This window comes from Pontibacillus marinus BH030004 = DSM 16465, from assembly GCF_000425225.1.
Lineage (GTDB): Bacteria > Bacillota > Bacilli > Bacillales > BH030062 > Pontibacillus > Pontibacillus marinus.
Map to the genome: position 1 here is coordinate 1 of NZ_AULJ01000070.1, position 17,347 is coordinate 17,347.

The following is a 17,347-nucleotide window of genomic DNA, read 5'->3' on the forward strand; positions in this document are numbered from 1 at the left end:
GCGGTTCCGTTAGTCACCATTCGGCTAAGGTGGGCTGGGAAACGGGCTGACTCCTCCGGAAAAACGGGCGAGCGAGACCCCGCAAGAAGCGTAGCGTATGAGGAGGCTCGATCGTTCGTCCGGGGAAAGCAGCCCGTTTCCCAGCCCGCCGCACTCTACTAAAGCAACGGAACCATACCTACTTTATCTCGAAACTAAGTCATCCACATAAGGGGGGGGAGTGAAGTAATGATAATAGATCCATAATTTGAATTACTGCCCCTATTTATTTTGCTTTAGCAGTTTCTAAGAAAAGGGAACTTTCTTTTTGATTAGAGTACTTTAGAATCCCTATACGAGAAAACATAATCCCCATCAAAACAAGGACCATATATGCAACTCCCATCCCTATCCCACCAATCACTTCTCCAACAATGATACCAAGGGCTCCTAACATCTTACCGACTTGAAACACAAATCCATTAAACGCCATGTATGCTCCTCTTTTAGAGTCATCGACAATGTCTGCCAGAATCGATTGTCTTGTTGGGACATATAGGAGTTCACCTATAGATAAAACCACAATAGCTAAAAACAAAGTAGGTATGCTGTTCGAAAAAGCCATGATTGCATAACCTGATCCGAATAGGATAAAGCCCATGTACATAATGGATTGCTCTGCTCTTCCCTTAATCCACTTTGATGCTACAGCCGTAAACAGCACAATAATCAGTGTATTCTCCACTGTAAGTAAACTTAACAGCTTTACCCCATCAATATTCAAGTTCATGCCACCCCAAAAGCTCCACACTCTTGAAGTAATTTCATCCTCTAAACGAACTGCTATAAAATTATTTCGTTGGAACTCTAATGCCAAAATCATAATGCCACCCAAGGTAAATAACACAAAAGGAAAATCTTTAATAACCGTTTGATAACTTTTCATTAATGGTGAAAATCCATATTCTTTTTTTGTAGTTTTTTGAACCACATACGTCTCGTGAATGAGTGCAACCGTCATCCATAAGACAACAAAGGACATGACTAATAAAGATAGTAATAACTCAAAGAAGTAATCCTTATAAAGCCAACCTCCAACAATCATTCCAATCATCATGGACATATTGACTGCCCAGTAGTTTATAGAATACATAAACGCTCTCGTTTCTTTCGTACTTACATCAATTAACATGGCTTCAGCAGCTGGATTCACTAAGCCAGAGGATATCCCTATGATCAGCATCATTAAAAACGTAATCCAAGGGGATACAAACCATGGGGAATTCACTAGAATTAATCCAACTACTCCAATGACTCTAATCCACTCACCTGTTACCATCATGCGCTTTCTTCCTAACAAATCAGCTAAATATCCTCCATATAAACCTGATATAAACTGAACAACTACATGAATGAGTAGCAAAACCCCCGCTACTGTAGCATTAATCTTGTTGGTGAAATAGATCGCCATGAAAGGAAAAATCATAGAGCCTATAACACGGCCTAAAAATGATGTATAAATTCTAATACGTATATTAGGGTGCAATGTTTTAAACATAATTGACCTCCTCTTTCTTATATAATCATTCTCTCTTGTAGAAAAGGGGATAAAAAGGGTATAATCTGATAAAATATGTCCCCTTTTAAGAGGAGGTTCTGTTTTTGAAAGACATAGCGTATTTCCAATTAAGAGCGCACCTGTATCCAAAAGAACATAATAAATATGCTACTTTTACATTAAGCGAACTTGAACATGTATGGTTTTGCACCAGAAAAAACGTCAAGCGTAAAATCAAACAACTTGAAGAAGAAGGTCGCATTAGTTATGCACCAGGACAAGGTCGTGGCAACCCTTCTAGCCTTCATTTTCATGAGCATTTTCAAGATGAAGTAGAACACTTTGTTCATCAATGTGTTCAAAAAGATCAACTCGACCACATCGTCAAACTCTTTCAACTCCCCATTCCCAAAACATGGATTGCTAACGTTTCAGAACAAGTGCAAGAGCTCTTTGGCCTTCAATCCTCACAAGGAAACAAAGACACTCTTCGTACAGGAATTGCAAGAAAACTATCTACGTTAGATCCGATATATTCTTCTGTCACGCTTGAGAATCATCTCATAGACCAACTTAGTGATACACTTGTTAAATATGACGAGGATTTAGATGAAATCGTTCCTCATATCGCCCATCATTGGCATGTAGATAGCGATCATCGACAATGGACCTTTTACCTTCGAAAAGGAATTCGTTTTCATCATCATAAAATATTGAGTAGTGAGGATGTGTACTATACATTTAACCGACTCTTGGAATGCAACTCCCCCATGAGTTGGATGGTCCAAGATATACAATCCATAAAATGCCCGACACCATTTAAAGTGGTCATTACATTACACGATTCTAACCCTTTTTTTATAAGGTATGTAAGTTCTGTTAACTTAGCTATTCTACCAAGCGATACAGCCTTTGATGAGTCGAAATGGATTGGAACGGGTCCCTTTAAGCTAATCGATATAGATGAACAGAAGATCGTGCTCGAAGCTTTTGATTATTATTTTTTAGAGCGCCCCTTGCTAGATCGAATAGAATTCTGGAGAGTTCCTATGGGGGCTGCTAAAGCTATGAGTTTTCAAATTGGGGAGGGGTCTACTAATAAAGAACAAGACAAATATGAAGAAATTGAAGTCGGGTTCAGGTTCTTAATTTTTAACTTTCGAACACCTCCCTCTCCACTAGTTCATGATCCTTTGTTAAGAGAGGCGATTTATCATGTTCTTGATATAAATAAAATGTGGGAAGACTTAGATCGCGAAGAAAAGTTAAAAGGGCAGATCGCCAGTAGTTTTCACCCTTGGAGATCAAACGCAGTTGCAAAAGAACCAAACAAAATTCATCAACTTCTTCAAAACTCCCCATATAAAGGAGAAGAATTACAGCTCTATTCACTAAACTTTCCTCAGGCAATAGAAGAGGCTCAGTGGTTCATAAATGAAGCAAAACAATACGGGATTCACTTTAACTTACACACGTTTTCATTAGACTCCCTTTACCAGGAAAATGTTCATCAACATGCAGACTTATCCTTCATGGGAGAAGTTGCTTCGACCGATATTTACCTTTCTTTTTTAGGAGCATTCTATAACAAAGCTCTTAAATTTCGAAAACTGTTATCAGATGAACATCTTAATTTCATTGACAAGAAGCTAGAGGACTTCAAACATCAGACAACCACATTAGCACAAGTTTCAATCATGGAAGACATAGAGGCATACTTACGCGATCATCATTTAGTCATTTTTCAATATCATCCACTAAAAAAACGAGCGTTTGATCCCATGATTCGGGATATTCGCTTTCAATCCTTTGGTTATGTAGACTTTCAAAAGTTGTGGATTCCTTAAAAAGAAAAGCACAAGCGCCCGTTTAGCAACGATGGGAGTGGACTGATCCCGTAGTAAGATTAACCAAACTTGCAGATTGGCAAGCCGACAGGCGCAGACAGAAGCTTAGTTGCCGTGGTACTTTAACCTAGAAATTTTAACTACGTCGAAATACTCCTTCGCTAAAATTTCATGTCATCAAATGTATATAGGAAACACGGTGAGCTTGCGAATCGATGTTAACTTATCGAACGAAGGTGAGGGAACTCCCATCGTCGCTGGGTGCTGAAGCTAGACAACTATGAGCTACAACTTATACTTTCTTTACTTTTTATACATAGAAAAAGCAGTGGACATGGAATCCACTGCTTTTTTATATCTTTTTATCGGAATGATTTAGGGTTTAAGGCTTCCTTAATTCCCTCTCCAATAAAGTTAATAGACAATATTGTCATGATGAGAATGAGAGCTGGTGGCACCCATACCCATGGCATGTTTTGTAGGACATTTGGTTGCTGGGAAGCTGATAACATGTTCCCCCAACTTGGTACTTCTTGCGGTACACCAAACCCTAAGTAGCTCAGTCCAGATTCAGCTACAATCATTCCAGCGAATAAAATAGTAGCCTGCACAATTACGGTTGTTAACACGTTTGGTAGAAGGTGTTTCATTATAACCTTAGATGGTTTACATCCAATAGAAATAGCTGCCAGGATATACTCGTTTTCCTTCTCAGCTAAAATCTTACTTCTTACCAGACGGGCAACACCGCCCCAACCAAGAATACTTAAGACACCAATTAATACCCATAAGCCCGAAACGATTCCAAACAAGATAGCATTCAGTACAATTACGAATACTAGAAAAGGGAAGTTTAGCATGAAATCAGTAAAACGCATAAGTAGATTATCTACTGTACCACCAAAGTACCCTGCAATGGAACCAACTAGAGTTCCAATAAACAATATAATGGTTGTACATGAGAGTCCAACAAATAATGAAACACGACCACCATACAGCAATCTTGTAAAGACATCCCGTCCACTTGTATCCGTCCCAAACCAATGTTCAGCGGATGGAGCTAGAGACATCTGTCCGATGTTGACTAGCGTTACATCAGCTGTCGTTATAAATGGTGCAAGGAAAGATAAGATTGATAAGATAATCAAATATACTAAACTAATCATCGCCAGCTTGTTTCTCATAAATTTACGACGGGCCATTGCCCAAGGGGATAAGCTCTTGGATGGCTTAGTTGTCGGTGACTGGGTTTGTGTATCTTTATTATGAACGACTTCCATAGCCACTCCTCCTAATCAACTCGTATTCTTGGATCAACAATTCCATACAATAGATCGGCTATTAAGTTCCCTAGCAAAACCAAGAATGAGAACATTACAAACAATGTCATCAAAGTAGGATAGTCTTGAGCATTTACCGATGTTAAGAAAAGTTGTCCAAGCCCCGGGTACGTAAATATCGCCTCTGTAATCAAAGCACCGTTAACAATTTGAACAATGTCAAAACCTAAAAATGTCACAATCGGGATAATAGAATTTCTTAAGATGTGACTGTTATAGATTTTTGAATCTGCAGTTCCTTTCGCACGCGCTGTGCGTACATAGTCCTTTTGACTATTATCAATAATGTCATTACGTAAGAATTGAGTATATGTCGCTGTACCTAAAGCCCCTAAGATTAAGGAAGGCATTAATGCATGATAAAAGCGACTTAACCAGTAATCTAATGTTCCAGACTCTACTGCTATATCTACCGATCCACTGAAAGGAACCCAACCCAACTGAAATGAGAAAAAATAAATGGCGAACACACCTGCAATGTATGAAGGAATGGCCAATAGGAAATAGTTAAACCCACCTATGAAATGGTCCATCTTCGTGTGCGGATGTCTTCCCGCATATATCCCCATTGAAAAGGCAAATATGTAGGTGAAAAACATCGCCATAACACCTAACATCACTGTATTAGGTAATCGTTGTAGAATAAGGTCTTTTACAGGGATCTGATATTTTGTTGATTTCCCGAAGTCCCCTTGTACAAAATTAGAAACCCACCGGAAATACTGTTCATGAATTGGATCATTGTAACCGAGTTTCTCACGCATTTCCTCGATATACTCAGGATCAGTATTATTCGGGTCGATTTCCCCACTGAAGGAATCTCCTGGCATAGCTAATGCCAGGAAAAACGCAACAATGGAAATAAGGAGTAACATCGGAATCATGCCTAATATTCTTCGAAGTGCGTACTTTAACATGAAACATTCCCCTTATCTGTTTGCAGATCTAAGTGTTATTGCTTAATAAACCATTCGTTCGGGTTGTTACTTCCAGAAACGTCATACTCAACGCCACCTACGCGCTTATTCACACCTTGAGTTTCTTGTAGCTCAGTGATAAATAGCATCGGTAGCTCTTGGTTTACAATTTGTTGCCATTCAGAGTAAAGCTTTTTACGCTTAGCAGAATCAGTACCAACAACTTCAATGTCAATCGCATCTTCTAGAAGCTTATCGCTTTCTTCATTTACCCAACGAGGGAAGTTCCACAACATATCAGATTTCCATAGTGCAGATGGGTCTGGGTCAGCACCAGTACTCCAACCACCGTAGAATACTTCGATGTCGTCACTGTCTTTTTCGATCTTGTCATAATAAAGAGAAGCTTCGATCATTTGTAACTCTGTTTGCAGACCTACTTGGTTCCAATACTGTGTTAGAGCTTTTGCACGAGATTCAAATGTTGGGTTAGAAGATGCATAGTGAGAGAATTTAACTACGAACTCATCACCATTTGGATCTTCGCGGAAACCATCACCATTTGTATCTACATAGCCAGCTTCATCAAGAAGGTTTTTCGCTTTTTCAGGATCATACGGATAATCCTTCAGTTCACTTTCGTCAGCAGAAATCCAGTGTGCAGATGGAACTGGACCGTTAACTTTAGAACCATAACCTTGGAAGAATGCTTCAATCCATTCCTCACGGTTGATCGCGTGATACATAGCTTGACGAAGTTTTAGGTTTGCATACTTTTCTTTCTCTTCAACAACTTTTTTCTGTTCGTTATCAAATACACCTAGCTTAAATCCAACATAGTAGTAAGAAAGACCAGGATACGTTACAAGATCAACATTTTCCATCTTTTCAACCTGTTTACCTAATGTAGGGTGAACAGGTACCATGTCAACATCACCATTTTGTAGAGCACCTACAACGGTTTTGTTATCAATAACTTTTACGATGATTTTGTCTAGGTTTGGAGCACCTTTCCAATAATCTTCGTTTGCGATAAATTCATAGCTCTCACCAGGTACAACTTTACCCATTTTGAAAGGTCCAGTACCGATAGGCTTGGTACGAGTAAATTCGTGTCCTAACATATCTTTTACAGGAACGCCTTCCCAACGCTTTTTGTTCATTGGATAGCTCCATACATTTACAAGGTTATTAACACGGGCCTTGTCAAATGTAACCTTTACTTCATAATCACTAATTTTCTCAATACCTGAGATAGAGTCTGCTTCACCTTCATGGAATGCAGCAGCTCCCTCAATTGTTTTAACGTTTGCATAACGTGGGCCTTCATAGTCTGGATGCGCTAGCGTTTCAAGAGCAAAGATCCAGTCATCTACAATTAGCTCATCACCATTATGCCACTTTACGCCCTCTTCAAATTTGAATGTGAACGTCTTGTTATCTTCAGTTTCCCAAGTAGCTAAGTTTGGCTCAGCTTTAAGGTTTTCGTCAAATGTGTATAGACCATCAACCATGAATCCCATGATTTCAGCGTCTGTTGCTGTACCATAAAACGCCATGTTCAAGATTCCTTCTGGCTCTGAATCAATTGCATAAGTTAAAGTACCGCCTTGTGTTGGTTCATCACTTGCTTGGTCATCTGACCCGTCACTACCTGAATCACTTGAATCATCTGAATCTGAACCACCATTGTCTGATGTCTTTTCACCATCACCCGGAGTCTCACCTTCAGTTTGTTCTGAATTACAAGCTGCTAGAAACAAAGACAACATTAGGACCATGGCCATTAGCCATAAAAAACTCTTGTTCTTCATGAATGATTTTCCCCCTGTTCATTTTTAAAAAATAATGATTAATCGTAAAGAATACATGCGACGTGCTGACCCGGTTTCACCTCCTTTAATTGAGGTTTAATGCTTGAGCATTTATCCATCGCCTTAGGACACCTTGTATGGAAAGGACATCCTGAAGGTGGATTCTCTGGACTTGGTACATCACCTTGGAGAACAATACGCTCTCGTTTTTGGCCGAAGTTCGAAGCATCTGGAACTGCTGAGATTAGTGCTTGTGTGTACGGATGTAATGGGTCTTTATAAATTGAATGCTTATCCGCTACCTCCACGACATTACCTAAGTACATAACTCCAATTCGATCACTCATGTGTTTAACAACACTAAGGTCGTGAGCAATAAATAAATAGGTTAAATCGAATTCATCTTGCAATTCATTTAATAGATTTAAAACCTGAGACTGTACAGATACATCTAATGCAGAAACAGGTTCATCAGCGATGATAAGTTTTGGCCTTAAAGCTAATGCTCGCGCAATTCCGATCCGTTGTCGTTGCCCCCCAGAAAATTCATGCGCGTATTTATAGTAGGCATCCTCAGGTAAACCAACTTTATTTAAAAGCTCCATCACTTCTTCTTTCATTTCTTCTTCTTTTTTATTTTTGTAATAGTTTTTAATTGGCTCGCTTACGATGTTACCTACCATTTGCATTGGGTTTAGTGAAGCATATGGATCCTGAAACACCATTTGGATATCTTTTCGAATATCTCTAAGTTTTTTTCCATTTACATTTGTGATGTCTTGATCATCAAAAATGACAGACCCTGCTGATGGGTTTAACAAACGTAGAATGGAACGTCCTGTGGTAGACTTCCCACAGCCTGATTCCCCTACCAGGCCTAGTGTTTCTCCTTTTTTAATATCAAAGGTAACACCGTCTACAGCTTTTACATTTCCAATGGTTCTTCTAAAGAATCCACCTTTAACAGGAAAGTGCATTTTTAAGTCTTTCACTTCTAATAAATTTTGAGTTTTAGTACTCTTATTTTCGGTTATACTCATCCTAACACCCCTTCTTTAGGGTGGCTTGTTTCATAAAGTAAACAAGCAACTTCATGTCCCTGTTCATTTTCTTCTAATTGCGGTGTAATTTCCGTACATTCTGGCATTGCCTTCGGGCAACGGTTAGCAAAACGACATCCTACTTGAGGCATTTTTGTTAATGAAGGCACAATTCCTTTAATCGTTTCAAGTTTCTCGGTATCTTCTTCTAATCTAGGAATTGAACCCATCATCAACTTCGTGTACGGGTGCTTTGGCTTAGTGAACAGACTCTCGACATCTGTTTTTTCAACGATTTTCCCCGCATACATAACAATGACTTCATCACACGACTCAGCTACAACACCTAAATCATGCGTAATGAGTACAATACCCATGTCATTCTTCGTTTGGATATCTTTTAATAGTTCAAGAATTTGAGCTTGAACGGTTACATCTAAAGCTGTAGTTGGTTCGTCAGCGATTAATAACTTAGGCTGACAAGCTATGGCCATAGCAATCATGACACGCTGTCTCATACCACCCGATAGTTGGTGTGGATACTCATCTACAATTTTAGCGGCTCTAGGTATACCGACAGCTGATAAAAGTTGAACTGACTTATTTCTTGCTTCTTTCTTGCTTAGTTTAAAGTGATTGTGGAGTACTTCTTCAATCTGGTATCCAATCGTAAATACTGGATTTAATGATGTCATAGGCTCTTGGAAGATCATCGCCATATCTTTGCCACGAATCTGATTCATTTGCTTTTCATTAAATGATTGAATCTCTTCCCCATCAAAAAGAACCTCACCATTCCGGATCTTTCCTATTCCTTTTGGTAGAAGCTGCATGACTGATAAAGACATTACACTCTTTCCACAGCCTGACTCTCCAACAATGCCGACGACTTTCCCACGATCTACAGTAAAAGATACTCCATCAACGGCGTTATAATCTTTGCCTTCGATACTAAAAGATGTCTCTAATCCCTTTACCTCTAGCAAAGGTGCTTTTGCCTTGGATTGCTCTGATTTACTCATAGAACACCTCTGAATCATTTATTATTGTTAATCTTAGTAATCTTGGTAATTTTCTAAAAATTATATATTTTTTATTATGTTAAACCATTTTTTTGAACTAAGTCAATCCTTTCTTAACAGTTTTTTGTAAAAAAGCCTCTTTTTTTAAAATATATGTAACCTAATCGTAATAATTGATATCTTTTTGAAAAATTTCATTAGTAGATTTACTAGAAGATCAATTGTATTATGTAGTCATTTTCTTTAAAAAAATAACACCTACCGTATTTAGGCGGTAGGTGTTATCTATCTTTTTTATTAATTGATTATGCCATGTTCTTCAATATTCACTTTCACATCAGGTTTGATGCTAATCTCAGGGTAATCTTCTTCCCAATTTAATTGTTTCCACTCTTTATTATGATAGGCTTGCAGACGACGCCCAATTCCAAAAATGTCACTATTAGCTTCTTGAATTTTCTTCACAACGTCTTTTGCATCGGCAGTAAGGATTTTAGATAGTTTTTTCTCCAATTCCTTTAATGATGGTGGTGTTATATGATCATGTGGATATTCCGTAATTCCTACTTTCAGCTTCAGTTTCACACTTACTTCTATTTGTTCTTTCTTTTTAATCTCAATTTTTTGTTTTATATCTCCTATATCAAATGATACATAATTTTTAACAGCCGGTTCTTCGCCTGAATTGACCTTAGCACTTAGTCTTGCCATCTTTCCTTTCTCTCCATCTAATAATAAAAGCAAGAGAGATTCCTTTGGATCTAGATATACCCCCGTGTACTTTTGTCCATGAAACAATCCAATGCCTTTATAATTTATTAAACCCTCTTCCTCATTTAAAGAAATTAAAGGGAGTCCAAAGTCCTGTCCTGGCTCCATCATTTCTGCACAAATTAGTTGGATATTTTCCCTAGGGGATTGTGTTAATTGTACTTGCCCTTGCAGCAAGCCACTTATATAACCACTTATCCGAGGCTCATGCTCTAATCGAAGGTTTATAATTTCTTCAGCTTCCCCTTCCACCACTGCTAGCATTGCATTAAGGTTACTTTTAGGGTCTCTATAAAACACATCCAATAATGGAAGAATATCTTTCTTAGCTAATTCTTCTCCAAGAAGAACCACTCTAATTTTTGATGCATCAAAAATTTTTGATATCTTTTGGTCAATTTGGGTCCTACCTTCACGAAGTGTGTTGCTTTCAGTTGTCACAGTTTGAATATACTCATCCCCTGGTCCTTCCATTCCTTTTTCTACAGTTGGGATGATCACTGTTGATTTAATCTTGTCTTCGTCTACCTGATCAAATCCCGCTGCCAATACAAGCTTAATATTCTTGAATTGTCTTTGGTCCCAACATCCTGTTAAAGAAAATAACATGAAACAAATCATCATCCATTTTATTACCTTTTTCATTTTTGTTCACTTCCTATGGATTTCCTTTTAAAAACTACAGCCAATAAAAGCAGAACTGTTGGAATTACTAACCCAAACACTATACCTGACTGTGAGACGACTTTATTTAATCCTTCTAGAAATCCCTCATCTCTTTTAATAAAAAAAGTGGTACCAAATATAATCAAACTTGTGATAAACACAAATGGACGATGGTTATTTGAATTAAACATATTAGCCATCCCAACACTTGACATATAAAGGTAAGAGGAGAACGTTGTTGCAACAGAAACGACCCAAATGGAGAGGAATAACATGTCGATACGCGTAATAATCGGGAGTTCGAAAGCTTTCAATAAGTAGAGTAATGGTTCTGGAACTAAAGCCATCTCAGTTGTACTAAAAAAAGTAAATGATACAATAACCGTAAACAAGTAAAATGTCACAACAAACATATTATCCAATGAAATCGTCAAAAGCTTTTTTGAGGCACTTCCTTTTGTAAAAGGAAATGCAATAAGGATGATCAAGAAACCGAGCATCGAGGTCATAGCTTTAAAAGAACCTTGAATGATTTTGGGTAATCCTGATTCTCCCATTGGAAAAAGGTAAAGCCATTGACTATCCTGAGAAGCATAAATTAACAATACTACTAAGACGAGCAATAATAGTGAGACAAATACGTATAGCCTCGCAATTACTTTAAGTTGGTCCACTACTAAATACAAACAAACCATAATCATAATGAACATTAGCACCCATTTAGGAGTTAATGGAAGTATCCAAATATCAACCATCCTTGAAAAAATCATGAGGACTAAAATACCTACTGATATAAAGTAAATATAGTATCCTCCAATAAAAATCTTCCCCAAATACTTCCCTAAAATTTTCGGAAGGTATTCAAATAAGTGTTCTTGAGGAAAGCGTTTCGCTAAGAACCAAAATAAAAAAAAGACAAGTTGAATAATTACTCCAGCAAAAAGTAAAGAGATCCATCCATCTTGCTTTGCAGCCTTATGAAGGGAGTAGGGAAGTGAGAGAACACCAACACCAACCTGAGTCTGGACGATAAGAAAAAACAACTGTCGATTCGTAATTTTTTTATTCTCGGGTATGTTCATCCTTCTTCCACTCCCTTGATGGTCCTCCTGTAGATTTTCTTTGTGGCTGTGCTCCTTTAGGCCTTGTTCCCATTAAAAATAATGGTAGTCTGATAAAGGTATCTTTAATATCCTTTATATTCAATGGTGCTAGCGGGGCAAAATAAGGTGTTTGTAAGGAATGTAATCGAATTAAATGGATAAGCAGAACTAACATCCCGAATACAATTCCTACAAACCCCAATGTAGAAGCCGTTAAGATCAGTGGAAATGTTAATAATCTGAGAGTTGTACTCATCTCAATAGAAGGTACAACAAATGAAGCAATTGCCGTTAATGCTACAACTATAACCATTAAATTTGAAACCAACCCTGCTTTTACTACTGCATCACCAATTACTAACCCCCCTACGATACCAATGGTTTGCCCTACTGGGCTTGGAAGCCTGATCCCTGCTTCACGTATCAATTCAATAATAACTACCATCACTAGCGCCTCTACAATCGGCGGATACGCAATATTATTAATAGCGCTTTTCACAGGAATAACCAATTTATCTGGTATCACTTCAAAATGAAAACCTACAACCGCAATGTAAAAAGCAGGTAAACCAATAGCTATGAGAAAACTCATTAGACGAATCATACGCAAAAATGTCCCAGCTATCCAACGACTATTATAATCATCAGGTGATTGATAAAAAGAAAAAAACGTTACAGGCAATATTAAACACGTCGAGCTTCCTTCGGATAAAATAGCTACTCTCCCCTCCATAATGTTAGCAGTAGCCCGATCAGGCCTCTCCGTGTTTAACATCTGGGGAAAAGGGGATAAGGGATTATCTTCTATCATTTCTTCTATATACCCCGGACTAATAATGGTATCTTTTGATATATCTTTAATTCTTCTTTCAATTTCTTTAACTGCTTCTTGGCTTGCAATGCCATCCATATATATCACCGCAAGATTGGTATTCGTGTTATTACCCGTTCTAAAATATTTAACAGTCAAATCTCTGTGTTGGATTCGCTTACGGATTAAATTGATGTTAACCATTACGCTTTCTATAAAACCTTCATGAGCACCCCTTAAAATCTTCTCTGTATCAGGCTCCCTTAAGTCTCGATTATGTGAAGAGGTAACTGTAAATATAGTCATCTCTTCAGAACCGTCATGGCAATAGATAGCACAACCACTTAACAGAGCAAATATGACATCATTCATATCTTTAGTTTTTCTAGTATTGTCTAGTTGGCTGATTTGGTGACTTTGATTTAACAATTCCGGTGTATAAATCTTATCCTGTATCTTTGTTTGATCCACTAAAGATTCTAAATATATTAATACTGATTTCCCTTGATTAAAATGGTTCACTTTTAAGTCATCCGTATGCTTCAACTCTAGGGTTAAATAATCTAGATTTTGCTGGAGTGATGAATGGCTTTTTTGAGAAGTCTTGTGTTCTTCTGTCACAACTTTTTTTGACCATTTTTTTGATTTACGATTATATATACGCATAGTCCATCTCCAAAAATAGGTTCTTTCACCATATTGTTTGTTAAGAGTATAGAAAACATGCATTTAGTCACTTGGACTACTTTATTTCTTAGGAATGTGTCAAACTTATGAATTATGGCTGTTTTATGTGAATTATTTCACATAAAAATAATGTTAAAGTTTTTTATGTATGTTATATTTATTGTGAAATTATTCACAAACAGATTTATATGATAGAAAGGTTGATTGGATATGAATAAAAAAAGCACGAATAAAGTGGCACTTATCGGAACAGGATTTGTAGGTTCTAGCTATGCTTTTGCATTGTTAAATCAAGGTGTAACGGAAGAACTCGTTATGATTGATGTCAATAAAGAAAAAGCTGAAGGTGACGCTATAGATCTTAAGCACGGATTGGCTTTTGCCTCTCCTATGAAAATCTATGCAGGAGATTATGAAGACTGCCGGGATGCAGATATTGTTGTCATTACAGCAGGTGCTAACCAACAACCTGGAGAAACACGTTTAGACCTAGTCGAAAAAAATGTAAAGATCTTCGAAAGCATTGTAAACTCTGTCATGGAAAGTGGATTTGATGGGATCTTTCTTGTAGCAACCAACCCAGTTGATATCTTATCCTATGCAACTTGGAAATTCTCTGGATTACCTAAAGAGCGCGTTATTGGTTCAGGTACCATTTTAGACACATCACGATTACGTTATTTAGTCGGGGAAGAATTTGATATCGATCCTCGTAATATCCATGCCTACATTATGGGAGAGCATGGTGATACAGAATTTCCGGTTTGGAGTCATACTACCATTGGGGCAAGTAACCTTAGTGAGATTGTAGATATGACCGAAAAAGAAACCCAGGAAAAACTAGAAGACATTTTCGTCAATGTACGTGATGCTGCTTATCATATCATTCAGCAAAAAGGAGCTACCTATTACGGTATAGCGATGGGGCTAGTTCGAATTACAAAAGCGATTTTACGGAATGAAAATAGTGTGCTCACGATCTCTGGGCTACTAGAAGGTGAATACGGTCAAGAAGACTTATATATTGGTGTACCAGCTATTATTAACCGAGAGGGTATTCGAAAGTTAATTGAACTACCTTTAAATAAAACAGAACAAAAACAGTTTGAGCACTCAGCTGCAACTCTTAAACAGGTCATTAACCAAACCTTTTAACCATATAATAAAGGCCGACATAACTGCCGGCCTTCTCTTCGGATTTTATTAAGCAAATGACTTTTCCTCTTCCTGTTGGAAAAAGTGTTTCATCGCATAGAATACATCAGCCTTGCGTCGTAAAACAAAGTGTCTGAAACGAGGATCTTCAATCTTTTTATAGGCTGACATGAGAGTCGAGTGCCTATTATACTGGTTTACTTCGCCGTAACCAAACATGCTTGATAAATCCATTAATTCATCCACAAGCTTTAAGCAACGTTTATTATCTGAGGTTAAATTATCACCATCGGAAAAGTGGAATGGGTAAATATTATAACTCTCTGGATGGTATTTTGTGTCGATTAGTTCTAAGGCTTTTTTATAGGCTGAAGAACAAATCGTTCCTCCGCTCTCACCTTTTGAGAAGAAATTATCTTCTGAAACGACTTTAGCTTCTGTATGATGGGCGATAAATTCAATATCTACCGTTTCATATTTTGTTCGAAGGAAACGAGTCATCCAAAAGAAGAAGCTTCGAGACATATACTTTTCCCATACGCCCATTGATCCCGAGGTATCCATCATCGCTAACACGACAGCTTTAGATTCTGGCTTCACAACCTCGTTCCATGTTTTATAACGAATATCTTCTGGATATATAGGGTTAAATGTGGCCTCTCCACCCATGGCATTTCGTTTGTAGGCAGCAAGCATTGTGCGTTTTTTATCAATGTTTCCTTGTAAGCCATTTTTACGGATATCATTAAAATCAATGTCTGTCGTAACAATGTTATCTTTCTCTTTTTCTTGCAAGTTCGGGAGTTCTAACTCTTTAAATAAAGCTTCTTCCAACTCAGCAATCGATACTTCCGCTTCATAAAAATCTTCACCTGGCTGGTCCCCGGCTTTTTCACCTTTTCCTTGAGCCTTTTGCTTCGAACCATCACGGGCTATAACATCGCCAACTTGACTTTCCCCCTCGCCTTGGCCTACATGTTTGTTCTTATCATGATTGTAACGAATCTTATATTCATCCAAGGATCGGATCGGAATCTTCACAACATCTTTTCCATTAGACATAACGATATTTTCTTCAGAAATCAGGTCCGGCAATTGATTTTGAAGCGCATCTTGAACTTTTTCTTGGTGGCGCTGTTGATCATCGTACCCTTTTCTATGGAGGGACCAGTTCTCTTCAGAAACAACAAAGTTTTTCTCACTCATCCTTACCCCTCCTTCATTTGTATTTAATTTATTGTATGCAGAGATTGTCATTTTGATTAAAAATTCAGAAAACTTATGCGGAATTTATCCATTTCAGGACTGTCATGAAGGCATTTTAAATTTTTCATTTAAAAAAAGACAGCTTTCGTGAAAAGCTGCCTTTTTGTATCTATTCTTCTATAGGTTTATATAATTTTTGCCCTATCCATGTTTGTAAAATAAGAAACAAGCCACTAACAGCCCAGTAAAGTGGTAAAGCTGCTGGAGCTGATAGAGAAATAAATAGGATGATCCCTGGCGATAAAAGTCCCATGATCTTCATCTGTCCTTGTTGTTCAATAGGCATGTTATTCATGGACACTCGATATTGAACATAGTAGATCACAGCTGCAATGAGGGCCATTGAAATATCCATTTCACCAAGCGGAAACCATAAGAATGAATGACTAGCTATCTCTTGAGAACCTCTAATCGCATAATAAAAGCCCATTACGACAGGCATTTGAAGGATTAATGGTAAACATCCCATATTAAGTGGGTTTACCCCATGTTTCTGATAAAGAGCCATCATTTCCTTTTGAATTTCCTGTTTTTCTTCCTGTGTTTTCGATTCTTTCATTCTGTTTTGTACATCATCCATTTCTGGTTTTATCTTAGCCATTTTTTGCTTCATGACCTGTTGTTTTTTGTACATATTCAGCATGAATGGCATTAAGACTAGGCGCATCGCTATTGTAATGACAATGATTGCCACACCATAATTGTCTCCCACAATACCAGCTACACCTTGAATAGCTTCAGCAAAAGGCTTTACAAAATAGTCGTTAAAAAATCCATCTCCCTGTCCAGGTTGGGCTGAACACCCCGTTAAAAATAAGGCAGTCAATAAAATTCCGATACGTTTCAATGATTTTCCTCCTCTGTATTTTATCTTTTATGAGATAAATACAGAGAATTGGTCATCATCAGGTGATGATTCCTGCCTTCGTATAGTTTTGTAGATCCACACTCGAATATCATTTAGTACTTGTTCTAATGGCTGAAGCGATTCTTTCTGTTGAATGTAAGCTTGCTCCACTTTCCACTCATTGTTGCAAAGGGAAGAAGCATCTTGTATAAAAGCACTCCAAACTTGGCTGAGTGCATATGAGAAAAATAGGCTTATATAAAATGAGTATAAGAATGGATCATTGAGCAGATCTAGTTCAAATAAATATTCCATTAATGCGTTCATCGTTTATCTCCTTATGAGATTTTGGGCTAGTGTAACATATTATACGATTGAGTGCTTGTTTGGTTTCATTTTTGTTTTAGATATTTGGAGTTTATTCGTATTCAATTAAATGGCAGGATTGTTGAAGACTTGAAATTGAGAGGAGTCCGTTGCTGTTGAGTAGTTTGTTGCGGTCAGTGAAACGGCAAGCCTGTTGT

The 17,347-nt window shown here is 37.7% G+C and carries 14 protein-coding genes; 2 read left to right on the forward strand and 12 right to left on the reverse strand.

The window, feature by feature from the left end:
• Positions 1–265 precede the first annotated feature (265 nt).
• A complete protein-coding gene (locus tag H514_RS0114170) occupies positions 266–1,537 on the reverse strand; it encodes an MDR family MFS transporter (RefSeq protein WP_027447552.1) in 1,272 nt (423 codons plus the stop codon).
• A gap of 104 nt (positions 1,538–1,641) precedes the next feature.
• On the opposite strand from H514_RS0114170, the gene H514_RS0114175 reads away from it, so the two are divergent.
• Entirely contained in the window at positions 1,642–3,384 is a 1,743-nt protein-coding gene (locus H514_RS0114175; protein ID WP_027447553.1) for an SgrR family transcriptional regulator, read from the forward strand.
• Between the two features lie 362 nt (positions 3,385–3,746).
• Here H514_RS0114175 and opp4C read toward each other — a convergent pair whose 3' ends face one another.
• The 8 genes from opp4C to H514_RS0114215 all read right to left on the reverse strand — a co-directional run bounded on the left by opp4C (position 3,747) and on the right by H514_RS0114215 (position 13,534).
• On the reverse strand, positions 3,747–4,664 hold the full coding sequence (gene opp4C, locus H514_RS0114180) for an oligopeptide ABC transporter permease (protein WP_027447554.1): 918 nt from the start codon (positions 4,662–4,664) through the stop codon (positions 3,747–3,749).
• 11 nt (positions 4,665–4,675) lie between these two features.
• A complete protein-coding gene (gene opp4B / locus H514_RS0114185) occupies positions 4,676–5,641 on the reverse strand; it encodes an oligopeptide ABC transporter permease (RefSeq protein WP_027447555.1) in 966 nt (321 codons plus the stop codon).
• A gap of 35 nt (positions 5,642–5,676) precedes the next feature.
• Positions 5,677–7,455: an oligopeptide ABC transporter substrate-binding protein gene (gene opp4A / locus H514_RS0114190; protein ID WP_027447556.1), complete on the reverse strand. Its 1,779-nt coding sequence runs from the start codon at positions 7,453–7,455 to the stop codon at positions 5,677–5,679.
• Between the two features lie 38 nt (positions 7,456–7,493).
• Entirely contained in the window at positions 7,494–8,495 is a 1,002-nt protein-coding gene (locus H514_RS0114195; protein WP_027447557.1) for an ABC transporter ATP-binding protein, read from the reverse strand.
• Positions 8,492–9,517, reverse strand: a complete 1,026-nt coding sequence (locus H514_RS0114200; protein WP_027447558.1) for an ABC transporter ATP-binding protein — start codon at positions 9,515–9,517, stop codon at positions 8,492–8,494. The genes H514_RS0114195 and H514_RS0114200 overlap by 4 nt, the downstream gene beginning before the upstream one ends.
• A gap of 297 nt (positions 9,518–9,814) precedes the next feature.
• On the reverse strand, positions 9,815–10,933 hold the full coding sequence (locus H514_RS0114205) for a Ger(x)C family spore germination protein (protein WP_027447559.1): 1,119 nt from the start codon (positions 10,931–10,933) through the stop codon (positions 9,815–9,817).
• Entirely contained in the window at positions 10,930–12,036 is a 1,107-nt protein-coding gene (locus H514_RS0114210; RefSeq protein WP_027447560.1) for a GerAB/ArcD/ProY family transporter, read from the reverse strand. The genes H514_RS0114205 and H514_RS0114210 overlap by 4 nt, the downstream gene beginning before the upstream one ends.
• Positions 12,017–13,534: a spore germination protein gene (locus tag H514_RS0114215; protein WP_051255155.1), complete on the reverse strand. Its 1,518-nt coding sequence runs from the start codon at positions 13,532–13,534 to the stop codon at positions 12,017–12,019. The genes H514_RS0114210 and H514_RS0114215 overlap by 20 nt, the downstream gene beginning before the upstream one ends.
• Before the next feature lie 231 nt (positions 13,535–13,765).
• Here H514_RS0114215 and H514_RS0114220 point away from each other — a divergent pair, with 231 nt between their 5' ends.
• A complete protein-coding gene (locus tag H514_RS0114220) occupies positions 13,766–14,710 on the forward strand; it encodes an L-lactate dehydrogenase (RefSeq protein WP_027447562.1) in 945 nt (314 codons plus the stop codon).
• A 48-nt stretch (positions 14,711–14,758) separates the two neighbouring features.
• Here the strand turns inward: H514_RS0114220 and yhbH are convergent, their stop codons facing one another.
• The 3 genes from yhbH to H514_RS0114235 all read right to left on the reverse strand — a co-directional run bounded on the left by yhbH (position 14,759) and on the right by H514_RS0114235 (position 17,150).
• On the reverse strand, positions 14,759–15,916 hold the full coding sequence (gene yhbH / locus H514_RS0114225) for a sporulation protein YhbH (RefSeq protein ID WP_027447563.1): 1,158 nt from the start codon (positions 15,914–15,916) through the stop codon (positions 14,759–14,761).
• A 169-nt stretch (positions 15,917–16,085) separates the two neighbouring features.
• Positions 16,086–16,823 (reverse strand): membrane protein insertase YidC, encoded by a 738-nt coding sequence (yidC, locus tag H514_RS0114230; protein WP_027447564.1) that lies wholly within the window; start codon positions 16,821–16,823, stop codon positions 16,086–16,088.
• Between the two features lie 27 nt (positions 16,824–16,850).
• Positions 16,851–17,150 (reverse strand): hypothetical protein, encoded by a 300-nt coding sequence (locus tag H514_RS0114235; RefSeq protein WP_027447565.1) that lies wholly within the window; start codon positions 17,148–17,150, stop codon positions 16,851–16,853.
• Positions 17,151–17,347 lie beyond the last annotated feature (197 nt).